The organism is Marinobacter sp. M3C (assembly GCF_023311895.1).
GTDB lineage: Bacteria > Pseudomonadota > Gammaproteobacteria > Pseudomonadales > Oleiphilaceae > Marinobacter.
Map to the genome: position 1 here is coordinate 486,953 of NZ_CP092284.1, position 14,612 is coordinate 501,564.

Sequence of the window (14,612 nt, forward strand, 5' to 3'; positions counted from 1 at the left end):
TTATTCCTTGACCAGGAACTGAACGGTTTCCACGCCAACCTGACCCCAGAGGCCCGATATATTGACGGTCATCGTGTGGAACCCCGGATCCACGTCTGCGGACCAGCGCCAACTCAGGGGCGTGTATCCGGTTTCTTCCTCTGACACGAACTGATAGTCGACAAAGAACGCAACTTCATACAGGCTCTGCTGCATCACCCATTTGTTGCTCGGCGACATATCGACTCGAAAGGTGACCGGGCCTCGAACAACCGCAATACCGTTTTGGGTTTCATTGGTCTCAAAACTGAGCTGTGTCTCCGGGTTGCGCAGCAAGCTGATCGGAATCTGGGACTCGCGAGCGATCCGCTCACCATTTCTTTCGAGTTTGACCTGGCTGAAATCAGCGGTCGGAAGCGCCCAATCGTTCTGCTCACGGTAAGTTCGGTATGAAACGTTGTTATTGCCAACCGTCTGAATCGTGTGATCAGGCAGTGCAATAGCGCGCACGAGAAGCGTCAATTTTGGGTGGGACAGAAGATTTTGGCCGGCGTGGTCGAGACCGTCCCAGGGCTGGCGCTGCCGCCCCTCGGTTTTGGGTACCCAGGTCGCTATAGAGCGCACCAAAGCGCCACCTTTGATGCCGACGCGAACCAATACCCGAGAGGGCTTAGCCAACTGATAGCTGACGGCGCCTGACGGGTCGATCTGCACATTCGAAACTGCGACCGGATACCCACCCGAAGTCCCCCTGGAGTCGACGGTTATTAGCTCTCCGCCACAGACGCACTGAAAGACCGGGGTATACGCTTCATCAGGGACGACTACCCCCGACTCGTCTTTGCCATCCCAGCGCAGCGCATGGTTGCCGGCCTTCGCTACGATTGTCTCCAACACTCTAACGGCATTGCCGTCGCCCGAGTAAAGGGTCAATTGCACCTTGCCCGGCTGTTCCAGCGAAAAGCGAATTGTTTTGACGTCGCCCGCAGAGGGATTGAAACTCTGGCTTGCCGCTGGCAGAGCTTCCAACGGTGCGGGTAATACCAAACCCGGTACAGCGGCGCAGAGTGCTATAATCAAAAGGCGTTGAGTGATTCGAGAGAAGATCATTGGCTCACCTTGAGATCTTTAAGGTCGGAGAAATCGAATGGCAGGGAAACACGCTCAGGCGCACTGGAACCTGCCGCTCGACGCATAAGTGATGCGCCATCGACGGAATGGCGAATAAACAGCAGATCGCCATTCAAACGCACCACCGGCTGACTATCGAATTCGGGGCCCGCTGTCACTGCTTCGCTGGTGCCGCCAGACGAGACGGTCCAGATGTCATAGGTGCCCTGCGCGTTCGACGAGAAATAAACATCGCCAGACGGACCTACAAAGGGTTGCCGAGAGGTACTATTCAGTAAGGTGACTTGCCGGGCGACGCCAGAAACCAGATCACGCATCCATATCTCCTGGATCACACCACCGCAAGCCACGGTGCAAGACACATGACTGAAATAAATGCGGGGCTCGGGTGTTGGGGTAAAGACGGGTTCGAAATGCGCCGAACGCTGCTGATGGATCGGACGGTAGCCGCCTCCTTTAATGACGCCGATCTCAGTGTTCACGCTAGCACCATCAATCAGTCTGACGACGAGCAGATTGCCGGCATCATCGTAAGAGGGGTGAGTTAGCGAGAGTGTGCTGCCATCGGTGATCGATTTAACTTCAAGGCTCGACAGTTCTAGCTCACGAAGTGATCCATCTGCCGTCACGAAGGCGACACGGTTGCCGTTGTTGCTGATCGTTGGCGTTCTGGGCTCACCCTCGACATTGATCGCGGACCAGTCAGCCAGATTGTCCGAGTGATAGAGTGCCCACTGATCATCAACGAGTGCGGTGAGCAATAGTCGCTGCGAAGTGTCGTTAAGCCTGGCAGCGAACGCTCCCTGACAGGCAAGAGCCACCAGGATGGCGAGTGATGCTTTGAGTAAATGAACCATAGACCTACCCATCGGTGAAAACATTTGCATTCCGCTGCGCACGCTCGGCCAGCTTGCACCGCAGCCCGTAAACCGCGTTATTGGCGACCAAAAAAACAATACTGACAAGAATGAAATAATAGACGTACAGCATAATGCCGAGCCGTGTTTCCGTACCGATGTTGACGCCATGCAGGAAGATCAGGCCGAAGGCGACAAACCAAAGCCGATGGCCCCAGCGGGTGAAAACATTAAGATATTTTGAGCGCAAAATGCCCGCCACGAGACCCACAATAAGCAAAGCCAGCGCGATCACGCCGAGGGAGACGTAGAATTTATAAAAACCATGACTGAAGCTTGGTATGAGCACACCGAATGCGAAATGCCCGCTACGCAGGGAAACCGCGTAAAAAAAGAGAAAGACGTGAGCCAGGATCAGTGCCAGCAATGTACTGCCAATGAGTTTGTGAGCGCGGGGAGATAATCGGAAAAATCCGGCAATGTTCGGCGTGCTTTTTGTAAGAGCCGCTACGCACTGAAACCAGAAAAGACTCAGCGCCAGCAGTGCAAAGCCTTTAGAGATAACGTAAAGCCCTTGCCCCGGGGGGGTGTCTTCGAGGAAATAAAATAACGGGTTACCAGTGGTAAGTAGCCACAAACCCAAAGGCACCAGAAATATCATCGATGTTATAAGATATGAAATTTTTCTGCGATCCATCGCACATTACCTCTTCAAACAGTGTCCGGTTGCTGCACAGTCTGTAAGTTGTCGACTGGCCTCGTCCCGAGCCAATGCTCTCTGGCCAGCCACCGGTAAGCCCGAGCTCATCCAGCCCTTGAGGCCGTAAGGATTCATGATCACGGAGTTTTGAGCTCCAGCCCGGGCAAGCAATTTGGCCATTTCATAGCCTCTGAAGTCCTTGACGCAGTAACTGACCACATAATCCGCCGGACCGATCTGACTCAGCGTGGTTTCATTTAGATCGCGAATAGGAATATTCAGGGCGCCCGGTATATGCTGCTCATGGAATTCACTCGGCTCGCGCACATCGACGAAAACCACGCGCTTGCCTCGGTCAATGGCTGATAGAACCGCTTCGAGATCCACCTCACGAACGTCACTTGGTGTATGAGCATCCGCTTTCGAAGCGGTGGTGACGGCTCTGGAGGACTCGCAACGACTCAGCAGAGCATCAAGTGGAAACAACTCCCCCGAATCATGAGCATTCAGAGTCTGCTCAACGCTATCGAAGAACCGGAGATAACACTGCGCAGAGACGCTCGTCCGCCCGTTCACTTCCTGTAGACGTCGAAAGCCATGCTCGACCAAATCGGTTTGCACGGCGGTGTCGGTTTGCCAAAACGCCACCTCCATCTCATAGATAATGCGCTTCATGCGCTGAATAACCGGAGTGTCAAGATCGTAGTATTGGGCAACGCCCTGGAATGCTGAGATATCACTCGTGCGCTGAAAGCGCGGTTCGGGCCTTCGGGTCATCGAAAAGAATGGCGTGATGAAGTTTTGCAGTAAAAATAAAAAACGCCAGCTCCGTTCGCCAGAGCCAGCGTTTTGATTTCGCCTTGATTGTCAGTCAGGATCGACCAGCACCGGCTCACGCATGGTTACAAACTCTTCCGCTGACGTTGGGTGAATGCCCATCGTTGCGTCAAATTGCGCTTTGGTGGCCCCGGCCTTGATCGCAACAGCCAGGCCCTGGGTGATTTCACCGGAGTCTGGTCCCACCATGTGAGCGCCCAGCACTTTGTCTGTGCGTTTATCGACCACCAGTTTCATCATGCAGCGCTCATCTCGCCCACTTAAGATGTACTTCATGGGTCTGAATTCCGAGCGGTAAACTCGCAGGCTATGCCCGGCCAAGCGCGCTTCCTGTTCAGTCAAACCAACGGTGCCGATGTTCGGTTGGCAGAAAACCGCGGTAGGAATCGCCGCATAGTCCATTTCGCCTTCACCGTCGCCAAACAATCTGCGTGACAGCACCATCGCCTGGGCCAAAGCGACCGGGGTCAGCTGGGGGGTGCCAATCACGTCACCCAGCGCGGTGATTGAGGGCACTTCCGTCTGAAAATAGTCGTTTACCACCACATGGCCTGAGTTATTCATCGCCACGCCAAGCTCAGCCAGCCCAAGGCCGTCAACCAGTGCGCGGCGTCCGGTCGCTGCCATAACGAGCCCGGTTTTAAGTGTTTCTCCATTGCTCAATAGCACTGAATAATCGCCGTTTACGCCGGCTACCGATTCGATGGTGACGTTAAACTGCAAATCTACGCCCTTCTTCGCCATCTCTTGGGCTGTAAATGTGCGGATATCGTCATCAAAGCCACGAAGAAACAGATCGCCGCGGTACAGCAGTGTGGTTTTAACGCCAAGGCCAGCCAGAATACCGGCAAACTCCACGGCTATGTAACCACCGCCCCAAACGACTGCATGCTGTGGAAGTTCCGGCAAGAAAAACATTTCGTTGGACGTCAGCAGGTGCTCTTTGCCGGGAATGTCAGGCACCACGGGCCAACTCCCAGTGGCAACGGTAATGTGTTTGGCGCTGTAGCTTTTGTCGTCTACCACCACGGTATTTGGACCGCTCAAGCGGGCACTGCCATTAATAACGGTTACGCCAGCATTTTCTAACAGGCGTCCGTAAATGCCGTTCAGGCGCTCGATCTCGGTGTTTTTATTTGCGAGCAATGTGGGCCAGTTGAATTTTACGTCGGCAAGAGGCACCTGCCAGCCGTAGCCGGCGGCGTCTTCCAGTTCATCGTGAACGTGGGCACCATAAACAAACAGTTTTTTTGGCACGCAACCCACATTCACGCAGGTGCCACCCAGGTAACGCGATTCCACCACCGCTACCCGCGCACCGCGCTGGGCGGACATGCGGGCGAATCGAACGCCACCAGAGCCGGCGCCTATCACAATCAAGTCGTAATCTGCTGAGTTAGACACAAGGTCTCCCGTCATTAATTGATTTGAAGCTGTTTCATTCCGTTCAGTTTTACGCTGGCAGGGCGATTAGAGGCCAAGTGTCAAACGGGCTGTTACCTTGCCCCCTTCGGCGGTCTTTTCCAGCGCCGCCTGATCTATTAAAACACCATTTTCGACACTCAGGGTTTCCAGCCAGGCGGCCACATCGGAAAAGGGTACGTTATCCATCCATATACGAACAGAGCTATCACCACTAGGCTCAAAGCGCTGCAACACCAGCCCGGACTCCCGTGCCGAACGGGTGACCAGGGCCATCAACGCGCGGCTATCTGTTGGTTTTTCGATAGCGGTGTCTGCGTCAGCATCAATACGGCTCGCTCCCGCTAGCGTGCTTATACTGGCAGCGTTGCCGTTCATCCAGACGAGTAGCTGGGCGGCGTTATCACGAGATGCCTGCGCGCGATCGTGATAATGGGTAGCGGGCAGCCACAGTGCGAAGTACAAAAAACCCGCCAGTACGGCAACCACTAGCCATCGCAGGGCTTTCTGGTCGCGAGGGGGAAGTTGCAGATACTGCACCTGAAGTTTGCGAACACCGGCCTGGTTTTTCAATTTTTCCAGCATCGTTTAACCTCCTGAAACCGTTAAACGCCCGCGAATTTCACCGGCTTCGTTCACCACCGAGCCAATTTGCGCATCCAGCCCCTGTGCCGCGAGCCCGTTGCGCAATTGGCTCATCAGGTCGTAACTGTCTGCTCGTAAATCGACTATCAGCTCACCGCGGGCCTGGTTGTAATTCAGTGAGTTGAAGCGAATACCCTTGCTGCCAGAAACAGCCGCATACTGCTGGCCGGTAAATTTCATCAGGGTTATAAAATTCAGACTTGGGCCGCTGTCAGCGTTTCGTTTGAGCTGGCCTTCGACCACCCTGCGCACGTTGCCGGGGTGGGTGCGCCGGTCGTTTGGAAACGCCTGTTGGTACACATTCATGGCCTGTGCATTCAGATTGTCGGCCTGATGTTGATAGTACCAACCCAGCCCTGTGTCCAAAGACAGTTGAAGCACCAGCCAGGCCGCCGCTACCAGAATCAAAGGCCGCCAAGGCGCCAAGGCACTTTTTTTCGCCGGGCCAGCGGCAAAATTGCCCTGGCACAGATTAATGGCGCCTGCACTCTGGCGTTGGTGAGACAGCGCTAATAGTTCCACTGGCAAGCGCTCGGAATGTTCAGTAGTAATCTCTATTCCATCTTGAGCGACCCTGTCCTCCATAAGTAAAGACGGCTCATCGCCCGTCTGCCCCGCGAGATACAACGTCAAAGCCATAGCCTCACCGCTGCGGGGCACTGCCAGTGTTTGCAGGAACATGCTCAAATTAACGGTTTGCACACTTAACCACTCACCGGCCGGGCCCAGCAGCATAGTCACCTCGCCATCCATACAGGCGCTCCAACCGTCGGCCCTGGGCGGGAGCAGCGATGCGTCGGCGTATATGCCACTCAAGGTAAGATCGCGCCAACCGCTGAACACACTGAACCAGTGGGCCATGCGCTCACGATCAATCGCGGCCACAAGATAACCCTGGTTGCCGCGGTTACCAAGCGCCAGATGCAGGGTTTCTATATCCTGCGCTAGCTGTTCTTCAACTGCATAAGGCAGTGCTTGGGCAATAAACCGCTGTTGTTTTGCGGGTATACTGGCCAAACAAAATGCCGCCTCGTCACCGGGAATCAACCCAATCAGGAGGCTGCGTTCAATAGCGTTCTGCGCCAGCGTTTGCTCGATGTCCTCCTGACTATCGGCTTCGCCTCTGGCCTGGCAATGGCCGGCACTGTCCAGCAGCGCCCAACTGTAACGCCGTTCGCTTGGCTGCTGCTCTACAGTCGCAAAGCCTGAAACCGACCGCACGTATAGGCGATAAGACATGGTTATCCTTCCAAAATGGTAAACGGCGCTTTGGTAATTCGGTTTTTTTGCCCTGTGTCCCGGTGCAACGTAGACACCTTACCCTCCGGGTCGCGGTAAACAGTGCTAACCATGTGTACAACTCGCTTATCGTAGGTAATTCTTGCAACAACCTCAAAAAATCGGGTCTGCAACGTCAGGCCCTCTGGTCTCAAGCCTAGACCGGAAAATTGCGGCAACGCCAGAAAATCTTTGATGTTCTCGAAGCGTTGTTCTTTTCGCAGGTCAATTACCGCATTCACTTGGGCTGCACTCAAATCCGCATGCAGGGTTCGTAACACTTCCGCGCTGGCGGTGTTTACATTGATACCCAGGCCACTGACCGGCAGCGCCGCTACGAAGGGCCGAAGCGTCTGATAAGCTTCTTCGGTCATGCCTTCCAGCAGGCGTAACTCGGTTACGCTGGCAAATTTCTGATTGCCCGCCCGGTAACCGGGCTGCGCCAGCAGATATTGACCGTCTTCGGCGCCAAAAGCACTGATGGTCTGGTCGTTGGCATCCTCCCAATCAATGAACACATCGGCTTTCAGGCCGGTTATCTGAAGGTTCTGCAGTAATCGGTCCAAGCGTTCCCGGCTGACAGGGTCTGGCTCGTTATCCGCACCAATCAGATCGTTCAGATTTAGCCTGCCTCCCAAATCGTCCAGCTGTATCTCGGCTACGCCATCGTCATCTAAAGGCAGTACAACGGAGTTGGCCGCCCAGAATTCGTCCAGACTGTCGATTGGCGTTCCCGCTTCTTTGTCTTCGTCGTGGTCTTTGATCAGTATCTGGCGGGCGAACGCTTCTGCACCCAAAGCCACACTCAGCCCTTGCTGCTGGGCCAAATAATGCCCTGCTTTGAACACTCGAAGGCTTTGTTGGCGTGTCATCCCGGTTGCCAGTATAACCACCAGTGCCATCGCTAGCAGCACCATGATTAATGCCACACCCTGCTGTGTCCTGCACTTCGAGGAAGCGTTACTGTGGCGCATCATTGGACACCTGTTAGAGCCGACTCTTCATCATTATCAGCAGCGCTGTCAGTGGAACCGCCTTCAACGGGACGACTCAGGTCGGCTTGAGCCTTGCCTGCATCGAAATCTGTCAGTACGAAGAGGCGCTCCAGCGTGCCAAAACGGTCGTGCTCTATGGTCAACTCCAGACCCGCAGGCAGCGCGAGCGATTTAGCGCCGGTAGACGGATCCTGCACCGGCCAGTTGTCCTGCCACTGCAGGTCTTTGTCCAGAAAACGCAGTTTGAACGTTTTTAACCCGTCCAGCACCTGCGCTTGCCTACGATTGTCTTCCTGGCCTTGGTCCACCGCTGGCCAGTAACTACGCACCAGTGCATTGCCATCGTATTCCCATGCCACGCGCTGCAGTTCGCTGCGGCGCTGACCTAGAGGGTTACGCCAGCCCTGACGGGTAAATAGCAGGTTGAAAGGTTCGCTAAGACTGGTCATTGCGGGCTGAACGTCACCAAAAATATCCCTCGCCGGGCGATTGATAGCCTGGTTCACATCTCGTTCAAACAACAGCATGGTGCGCTGAAGCGCTGCGAACTCATCGGCAACTTCGTCTACCCGGTCACGGGCGTTGATCACGCCGTTTAAAACCTGCCAAACGCCCAGCCCAATCACTGCGGTAATGGTAACGGCTATCAGCATTTCCATTAACGTGAAGCCGCGCTGGCCGGCCATCATTTTTCACCCACAAAAGCCGCCAGACTGTGAACAGTATCAGGGTCCGAAGACTCGTTACGGTAACGGCCAACACTCACTTCAACGCGTCGTATGCTGGCGTCTGCGGTGGCTGTTACACGAGTGATCACCTGCCAGCGATAAGGCCCGAACTCTCTGTCGTCGGCGACTTCACTGGTAGTTGGTAAACGGGTTTCCAGCCGTATTTCGTTGATTCGATTTTCCGCCAACCACGCCGCTAGAGTTTTGTCGCGAACACGCTCGTAACTGGCGATATACTGGCTGCCCACTTCCGCCGCCGCGGTTGCAATCAAACCAAAAATTAGAAGGGCCACAAGCACTTCAATCAAAGTGAAGCCCCGTGACCGCCTCATAGACCCTCCGGCTCAGCGCCGGGCTTTTGCCAATGTATGAGTGCAATACCGTCAGAATACAAACGATGGGGGGGAGATGCCTGGCCCTTCACCATCAGCTCGATGTCGAAAGCGGTGCTTTCCCCGCTAGAAAAAAATACAATACTCGGCTGTAACTCTTTGTTGTCATTCGTTAAGCGTGGAGCTTCAGACGCCACGGTTGCATCCAATGACAACCAAGGTGGCAGGTCGTGGGCCTGAAACAGCCGTTCCGGACTGATTTCCCAAGCCTGGTTTTCATCATCGAACACCACAAACTGATAGGTGTCAGTATCTATCACCAAACCCGCTTCCAGATTGTTCAACACGGCTTGCTCGGACACCACCTGCATTAATAAGTACAGACTCTGAACCTCGACTTCCAGCTCACGCTGCTGGGAACTGCCGCCCATAGTGAACACCGCCAGGGCCGCCATTAGGCCAATGATAACCAACACCACCAATATTTCTATCAGAGTGAAGCCGTTCTGGACAGAGTTACGTGGCACGGTGTATCAGCCTTTGGTGTTCCATATACTGAGATCCGCAGCGTCGCCTTCACCGCCTTCTTGGCCGTCTGAACCCAACGAGTAAAGGTCATAATCGCCTTCCGTGCCCGGGCTAACATATTGGTAAGGCGTGCCCCAAGGGTCTTCTGGAACGTTTTTCAGGTAGCCGTCGGCGTTCCAGTTTTTCGGCTCCGGACTGCCCGCGGGCTTTGTAACCAAGGCTTCAAGCCCTTGCTGGGTTGACGGGTAACGGCTGTTATCAAGGCGATACAAATCCAGGGCATTACCAATATTGCTAAGCTGGGTCTGCGCTACTGTGACCTTGGCTTGGTCACTACGGCCCATGATGTTGGGCGCCACAATGGCGACCAATAAACCAAGAATGACCATCACCACCATAATTTCAATAAGGGTGAAGCCTCGGTTGTGGCGAATATCGGTAGAGTTCGAACGCTTCATAATAATATTCGTGTCCTTGGTTATGGGTCTGTTTGGATTGCGCTTCAAGAGCATTGATAATTTAGCCCACTAGGTTACTCATATTCAGAATCGGCAGCATAATGGCCATCACGATAATTAGCACCACTCCACCCATCAGCAACAGCATCAATGGCTCAAACAGGCCGACAATGGCGGCCATTTTTGCCTGCAGGGTGTTTTCCTGCATTCTAGCCGTGCGTTCCAGCATGCTGTCTAGCTCGCCACTGGTTTCACCGCTGGCAATCATATGAAGCATCATCGGCGGAAAATAGCCGCTCTGGTCCAGGGCCCGGTGCAGTGCCCCGCCCTCACTGACTTTGCGCGCAGCGTCTTTCAGTTGCTGGCGCAAATAGTCGTTGCCGAGCACTTCGCCAGCGATGCGCATGGCGTCTACCAGCGGCACACCACTGGTGGTCAGTATACTCAGGGTACTTGCATAGCGGGCCGTGTTAACGCCCCGCACCATGCCTGCCAGTAGCGGCAGGTGCAGAAGACGCTTGTGCACGCGCAAGCGAAACGCCGGTTTGCCCATAGCAAAGCGAAACGCCACCAGCCCAGCGCCCAGAGCCATTAGCAGATAGATACCGTAGCTCAGCAAAAAATCCGACATGGCGAGCATGACCCGCGTCAGCAATGGCAACTGCTGCCCTTGGCGCACAAACACAGCAATGATGTCTGGCACTACATAGGTGAGCAAAAACACCACAATGGAGATGGCGACTACGCTCAGAATAATCGGGTAAATAGCTGCCAACTGAATTTTCTGACGGGCTTCCTGGCGACTTTCGGTGTAGTCCGCGAGCCGGTTCAGTACCAGGTCAAGGTGGCCGGCGTGTTCGCCAGCAGCCACGGTTGAGCAGAACAGCCGCGGAAAAGCCCGCGGGAACTCTCCCAGGCTATCGGCGAAGCTATAACCCTCCATCACCTTGGCGCGAATGGCGATTAACATACTGCGAATACGTGGATTATCCGACTGTTTTGAGGTGACACTCAGGGTCTGTTCTATGGGAATTCCGGACTGGATCAAAGTCGCCATTTGCCGCGTAACCAAGGCCAGATCTGCTGCACTTAGGGAGCCTCGGCCACTCAATGAGGGGCCTCGCCCCGGTTTTTCCACAGCAGGCTCTACCGCCAGTGGCGTCAACCCTTTTTCTCGCAGCTGCTGCCGTACCGCCCGTGGTGCATCGGCTTCAAGTACGCCTTGCGTCTGTTTTCCGCGAGCGTCCAGCGCCTTGTATTCAAAAGCCGGCATGATTTATTGGTTCCGGTGGGTAACGCGCAGCACTTCTTCCACGCTGGTGATGCCCGCCAAAATCTTGGCTACACCGTCTGCGTGGATGCTCGGGCTGTGCAAGCGGGCTTCCTTTTCCAAATCCCGCTCACCAGCGCGCTGGTGGATTAGCGCACTGATGCGCTCAGTAATTCCTACGGTTTCGTAAATACCGACACGACCTCGATAGCCTAAATCGTTACACTGCGCGCAACCTTTGGCCCGGAATATAGTCGGCGGATTGTCTGAATCCTGCTGTAAAAAATCGCATTGCTCGGGTGTCGGTTTATAGGCTTCACGGCACTCGGAGCAAAGCACTCTCACCAAGCGCTGGGCCACAATGCCCACAATACTTGATGAAATTAGAAAAGGTTCGATGCCCATGTCCATCATTCGCGTAATCGCACCCACCGCAGAGTTGGTGTGCAAAGTGGAGAACACCAGGTGGCCAGTCAAACTCGCCTGAACCGCAATTTCCGCCGTTTCAAGGTCCCGCACTTCACCGATCATCACCACGTCAGGATCTTGCCGCAGAATTGCGCGCAGGCCACGGGCAAAGGTCATGTCCACTTTAGTATTGACTTGGGTCTGGCCAATACCGGGCAGGTTGTACTCGATGGGATCTTCCACCGTTAGAATATTGCGGCTGCGGTCATTTATTTCCTGCAACGCCGCGTACAACGTTGTGGATTTACCGGAGCCGGTTGGGCCTGTTACCAGCAAAATGCCGTAGGGGCGATAGATTAGCTTGCGCAGTTTTTTCAGGTCGTCGCCGCCCATACCCAGAGATTCCAGGCGTATAGCGCCAGCTTGCTTGTCGAGCAATCGCAGCACCACCCTTTCACCGGCCGCCGAGGGCATGGTCGACACGCGGATATCCACTTCCCTACCCGCAACCCGCAGCGCAATGCGGCCATCCTGGGGAACACGCTTTTCGGCAATGTCGAGTTTGGCCATAACCTTGATGCGCGACACCAATAAAGGCGCTAATGCACGCTTGGGCTGCACAATTTCGCGCAGCACGCCGTCTACACGGAAGCGCACTATCAAATGTTTTTCATAGGTTTCAATGTGAATATCTGAGGCGCCCGTTTTTACTGCTTCGGTCAGTATTGCGTTGATCAGGCGTATAATGGGCGCATCGCCTTCCTGCTCCAGCAGATCTTCGGTCTCTGGCACCGAATCCGCTAACGACGCCAAATCCATATCGTCACCAATACCTTCGACCATTTGCATGGCAGCGGTAGAGTCTTTTTGGTAAGCGTCGTTCAGGGCTTGATCGAACTGGTCCGCCTCAACGGTGGCAAAACGGGCGCGCCCTCCGCACAGACGGTTGGCTTCGGCCAGCGCCATGTGGGAAGAGCCGGGGCGCACCAGAATAATCGTTTCGCCGTTACCTGCACGGGTCACAATCACGCCGTTGCGTTTCGCAAACGAAAACGGCAGCCTGCTGGAAGCGCTATTATTGTTGTACGGCAGTTGTTGGATTTCTGAACTCACGACGTTTCTCGCTGCTGGTCGGCGTGCCGATAAAACAAGGCTAAAGTCTACCATAGCGGGCAAGCCGGCTGAATCACCCGATGTTCTATACTGCCATTAATCGGTGGCTCTCTGGTAACCTGTTGGTGTTATCTGCCAAACCTGTCTTAGCCGGAACAACACATGCGCCTGGATTCGAAACATCTTATAACGGCGGCCTCCCTTGCGCTGGCAGTATTATTGCTAGCATCTACGGCCTTGCAAGCTTGGGGCGTGTGGCAAAAGGAGTTGGTCGGGGGCGGCGTTATCGCAGCCGTCAGCACGGGCTCAGCCCCGACGCAAAAGCAAATTCCACAGATTTCATTGTCCAATCTTCAGCTGTTTGGCAATGCACAGTCCGATGATACGAGCGTTCAACAAAGCACAGAGAATCTGCCCGAAACCAATCTACAGCTGATCCTACGGGGCGTTTTGGCTGCCGACGGCGACTTTTCTGGCAGTGCGCTGATTGAAGACGATCGCAATAACACCGACGCCTACCTAGTGGGCGACACCCTGCCTGGCAACGCAACACTACGCTCGGTTTACCCTGCACGGATCATCATTGAGCGCTCAGGTAAGCTGGAAAATTTGTATTTTCCAGAAATTGACAACCGCAGTGGTTTCAGCGCCGTTGCCGATGAAACGCAAAGCCCAGGGTCTGCGTACACGCCACCAACACTTACGCAGCCCGCACTTTCACAATCTACAAGCGCTCCCACTACACCTACGGACGAAAAACGACGAGCCGAAATACGCGAAAGGCTTGAGCAGTTACGCCGCAATTTGCGCAATGGAGGTTGATAAGATTGATTCTAGCGCCCCAAAACCGCGCTTCGTTACCCGCAGCCACAATATCGGCGCTGCGCCGGCTTCTTGATGGCCGCTCTTGGTTGTGGGCAATTTTACTGACGGCCACACTCGGCCCGGTTGGGAACGCGTTAGAGCTCACCGATAAATTGATGAGCTATGTGCGCACCGAGTTTGGTGAAGAAGCCTACCAGCGCCTGCAGAATTATCAGCGCCTGCAACTGCTGGCCAGTAGAGCCCCGATAGACCGAAAGTTACGCCTGGTAAATTCGTTTTTCAACCAGGCGCGCTTTGTCAGCGACATTGAACACTGGGGCGAAGAAGATTATTGGGCCACGCCGGTGGAACTTCTGACCACCAACGCCGGTGACTGCGAGGATTTTTCCATTGCCAAATACCAGACCCTGCTTTCCATGGGTGTGCCCGACGAGCAGCTAAGAATTGTGTATGTCAAAGCTCTGGAGCTAAATCAAGCGCACATGGTTCTGGCCTGGTATCCACGCCCGGATGCCGACCCACTGATTCTGGACAACCTGATAAACGACATTAAACTTGCCTCACAACGATCGGATCTTGAACCCGTTTACAGCTTCAACGGTAGCGGCCTTTGGTCCAACAAAGCAGGCCAAAACAAACGTATAGGCGAGGCCGACAAACTGTCTCGTTGGCGCGATTTGAACCAGCGGATGCAACAGTCCGCACAACCCTGAAACTCGATAACAACGAACCCACCAGATGCGGCTAGTCACGGTGCTTTGCCAACAGCTGTAGAGCGAGGTATATCTGAAAATCTATCCGCAGCTGAAAAAACCATTCGCCGGATTACCGGTTACCCACGCTAGTATTCTCTAAGGCTAACCAGAAAATCCTTGTCCCCTGCAGCATCTACCGATATTTTTTCATCAGGTTGTTGACGCTCGAGGAAAGATCCGTATAATTCGCTTCCGTTGTCGGGCAACAACTTACGACAACATTTGCGGGAATAGCTCAGTTGGTAGAGCGCAACCTTGCCAAGGTTGAGGTCGCGAGTTCGAATCTCGTTTCCCGCTCCAATTTTTCTGGATAAATCAGAGAAAATACTTCAAAAGTCTCTCACCCCACTT

At 54.4% G+C, this 14,612-nt stretch carries 16 protein-coding genes and 1 tRNA gene; 3 read left to right on the top strand and 14 right to left on the bottom strand.

What is annotated here, in order from left to right:
- From MIH18_RS02110 to gspE, 14 genes are all read right to left on the bottom strand, one after another.
- Complete coding sequence (locus MIH18_RS02110) at positions 1 to 1,089, bottom strand: FlgD immunoglobulin-like domain containing protein (protein WP_249013777.1); 1,089 nt, start codon at positions 1,087 to 1,089, stop codon at positions 1 to 3.
- Positions 1,086 to 1,967: a hypothetical protein gene (locus MIH18_RS02115; RefSeq protein WP_249008732.1), complete on the bottom strand. Its 882-nt coding sequence runs from the start codon at positions 1,965 to 1,967 to the stop codon at positions 1,086 to 1,088. The genes MIH18_RS02110 and MIH18_RS02115 overlap by 4 nt, the downstream gene beginning before the upstream one ends.
- Positions 1,968 to 1,971: 4 nt before the next feature.
- A complete protein-coding gene (locus MIH18_RS02120; protein WP_249008731.1) occupies positions 1,972 to 2,664 on the bottom strand; it encodes a hypothetical protein in 693 nt (230 codons plus the stop codon).
- 6 nt (positions 2,665 to 2,670) lie between these two features.
- Positions 2,671 to 3,342 carry a rhodanese-like domain-containing protein gene (locus MIH18_RS02125; RefSeq protein WP_249008730.1) on the bottom strand — a complete coding sequence of 224 codons (672 nt, stop codon included), beginning with the start codon at positions 3,340 to 3,342 and terminating at the stop codon, positions 2,671 to 2,673.
- Between the two features lie 192 nt (positions 3,343 to 3,534).
- Positions 3,535 to 4,923: a glutathione-disulfide reductase gene (gene gorA / locus MIH18_RS02130; RefSeq protein ID WP_249008729.1), complete on the bottom strand. Its 1,389-nt coding sequence runs from the start codon at positions 4,921 to 4,923 to the stop codon at positions 3,535 to 3,537.
- A 51-nt stretch (positions 4,924 to 4,974) separates the two neighbouring features.
- On the bottom strand, positions 4,975 to 5,511 hold the full coding sequence (locus MIH18_RS02135; protein ID WP_249008728.1) for a type II secretion system protein GspM: 537 nt from the start codon (positions 5,509 to 5,511) through the stop codon (positions 4,975 to 4,977).
- A gap of 3 nt (positions 5,512 to 5,514) precedes the next feature.
- Entirely contained in the window at positions 5,515 to 6,810 is a 1,296-nt protein-coding gene (gspL, locus tag MIH18_RS02140; protein ID WP_249013778.1) for a type II secretion system protein GspL, read from the bottom strand.
- A 2-nt stretch (positions 6,811 to 6,812) separates the two neighbouring features.
- Positions 6,813 to 7,778 (bottom strand): type II secretion system minor pseudopilin GspK, encoded by a 966-nt coding sequence (gene gspK, locus MIH18_RS02145; protein WP_249013779.1) that lies wholly within the window; start codon positions 7,776 to 7,778, stop codon positions 6,813 to 6,815.
- 44 nt (positions 7,779 to 7,822) lie between these two features.
- Positions 7,823 to 8,533 carry a type II secretion system minor pseudopilin GspJ gene (gspJ, locus tag MIH18_RS02150; RefSeq protein ID WP_249008725.1) on the bottom strand — a complete coding sequence of 237 codons (711 nt, stop codon included), beginning with the start codon at positions 8,531 to 8,533 and terminating at the stop codon, positions 7,823 to 7,825.
- A complete protein-coding gene (gspI, locus tag MIH18_RS02155) occupies positions 8,530 to 8,904 on the bottom strand; it encodes a type II secretion system minor pseudopilin GspI (RefSeq protein ID WP_249008724.1) in 375 nt (124 codons plus the stop codon). The genes gspJ and gspI overlap by 4 nt, the downstream gene beginning before the upstream one ends.
- Complete coding sequence (gene gspH / locus MIH18_RS02160; RefSeq protein ID WP_249008723.1) at positions 8,901 to 9,431, bottom strand: type II secretion system minor pseudopilin GspH; 531 nt, start codon at positions 9,429 to 9,431, stop codon at positions 8,901 to 8,903. Before gspH ends, gspI begins: the two co-directional genes overlap by 4 nt.
- A gap of 6 nt (positions 9,432 to 9,437) precedes the next feature.
- Positions 9,438 to 9,890, bottom strand: coding sequence for a type II secretion system major pseudopilin GspG (gene gspG / locus MIH18_RS02165; RefSeq protein WP_249008722.1), 453 nt, complete (start codon positions 9,888 to 9,890; stop codon positions 9,438 to 9,440).
- A 61-nt stretch (positions 9,891 to 9,951) separates the two neighbouring features.
- On the bottom strand, positions 9,952 to 11,163 hold the full coding sequence (gene gspF, locus MIH18_RS02170; RefSeq protein WP_249008721.1) for a type II secretion system inner membrane protein GspF: 1,212 nt from the start codon (positions 11,161 to 11,163) through the stop codon (positions 9,952 to 9,954).
- Positions 11,164 to 11,166: 3 nt separating this feature from the next.
- On the bottom strand, positions 11,167 to 12,681 hold the full coding sequence (gene gspE / locus MIH18_RS02175; protein ID WP_249013780.1) for a type II secretion system ATPase GspE: 1,515 nt from the start codon (positions 12,679 to 12,681) through the stop codon (positions 11,167 to 11,169).
- A gap of 162 nt (positions 12,682 to 12,843) precedes the next feature.
- Here gspE and MIH18_RS02180 point away from each other — a divergent pair, with 162 nt between their 5' ends.
- The 3 genes from MIH18_RS02180 to MIH18_RS02190 all read left to right on the top strand — a co-directional run bounded on the left by MIH18_RS02180 (position 12,844) and on the right by MIH18_RS02190 (position 14,561).
- Positions 12,844 to 13,503, top strand: coding sequence for a type II secretion system protein N (locus MIH18_RS02180; protein ID WP_249013781.1), 660 nt, complete (start codon positions 12,844 to 12,846; stop codon positions 13,501 to 13,503).
- Between the two features lie 5 nt (positions 13,504 to 13,508).
- A complete protein-coding gene (locus MIH18_RS02185) occupies positions 13,509 to 14,219 on the top strand; it encodes a transglutaminase-like cysteine peptidase (protein WP_249013782.1) in 711 nt (236 codons plus the stop codon).
- A 266-nt stretch (positions 14,220 to 14,485) separates the two neighbouring features.
- Positions 14,486 to 14,561 (top strand) — tRNA-Gly (locus MIH18_RS02190).
- The last annotated feature ends 51 nt before the right edge of the window (positions 14,562 to 14,612 follow it).

What these genes read in the sequence shown, in the direction of transcription:
- MIH18_RS02120 (WP_249008731.1), bottom strand. Translation starts at nt 2,664, where the DNA reads ATGGATCGCAGAAAAATTTCATATCTTATAACATCGATGATATTTCTG.
- MIH18_RS02115 (WP_249008732.1), bottom strand. Translation starts at nt 1,967, where the DNA reads ATGGTTCATTTACTCAAAGCATCACTCGCCATCCTGGTGGCTCTTGCC.
- MIH18_RS02110 (WP_249013777.1), bottom strand. Translation starts at nt 1,089, where the DNA reads ATGATCTTCTCTCGAATCACTCAACGCCTTTTGATTATAGCACTCTGC.
- gorA (WP_249008729.1), bottom strand. Translation starts at nt 4,923, where the DNA reads ATGACGGGAGACCTTGTGTCTAACTCAGCAGATTACGACTTGATTGTG.
- gspF (WP_249008721.1), bottom strand. Translation starts at nt 11,163, where the DNA reads ATGCCGGCTTTTGAATACAAGGCGCTGGACGCTCGCGGAAAACAGACG.
- gspL (WP_249013778.1), bottom strand. Translation starts at nt 6,810, where the DNA reads ATGTCTTATCGCCTATACGTGCGGTCGGTTTCAGGCTTTGCGACTGTA.
- MIH18_RS02135 (WP_249008728.1), bottom strand. Translation starts at nt 5,511, where the DNA reads ATGCTGGAAAAATTGAAAAACCAGGCCGGTGTTCGCAAACTTCAGGTG.
- MIH18_RS02180 (WP_249013781.1), top strand. Translation starts at nt 12,844, where the DNA reads ATGCGCCTGGATTCGAAACATCTTATAACGGCGGCCTCCCTTGCGCTG.
- gspG (WP_249008722.1), bottom strand. Translation starts at nt 9,890, where the DNA reads ATGAAGCGTTCGAACTCTACCGATATTCGCCACAACCGAGGCTTCACC.
- MIH18_RS02125 (WP_249008730.1), bottom strand. Translation starts at nt 3,342, where the DNA reads ATGAAGCGCATTATCTATGAGATGGAGGTGGCGTTTTGGCAAACCGAC.
- gspI (WP_249008724.1), bottom strand. Translation starts at nt 8,904, where the DNA reads ATGAGGCGGTCACGGGGCTTCACTTTGATTGAAGTGCTTGTGGCCCTT.
- gspJ (WP_249008725.1), bottom strand. Translation starts at nt 8,533, where the DNA reads ATGATGGCCGGCCAGCGCGGCTTCACGTTAATGGAAATGCTGATAGCC.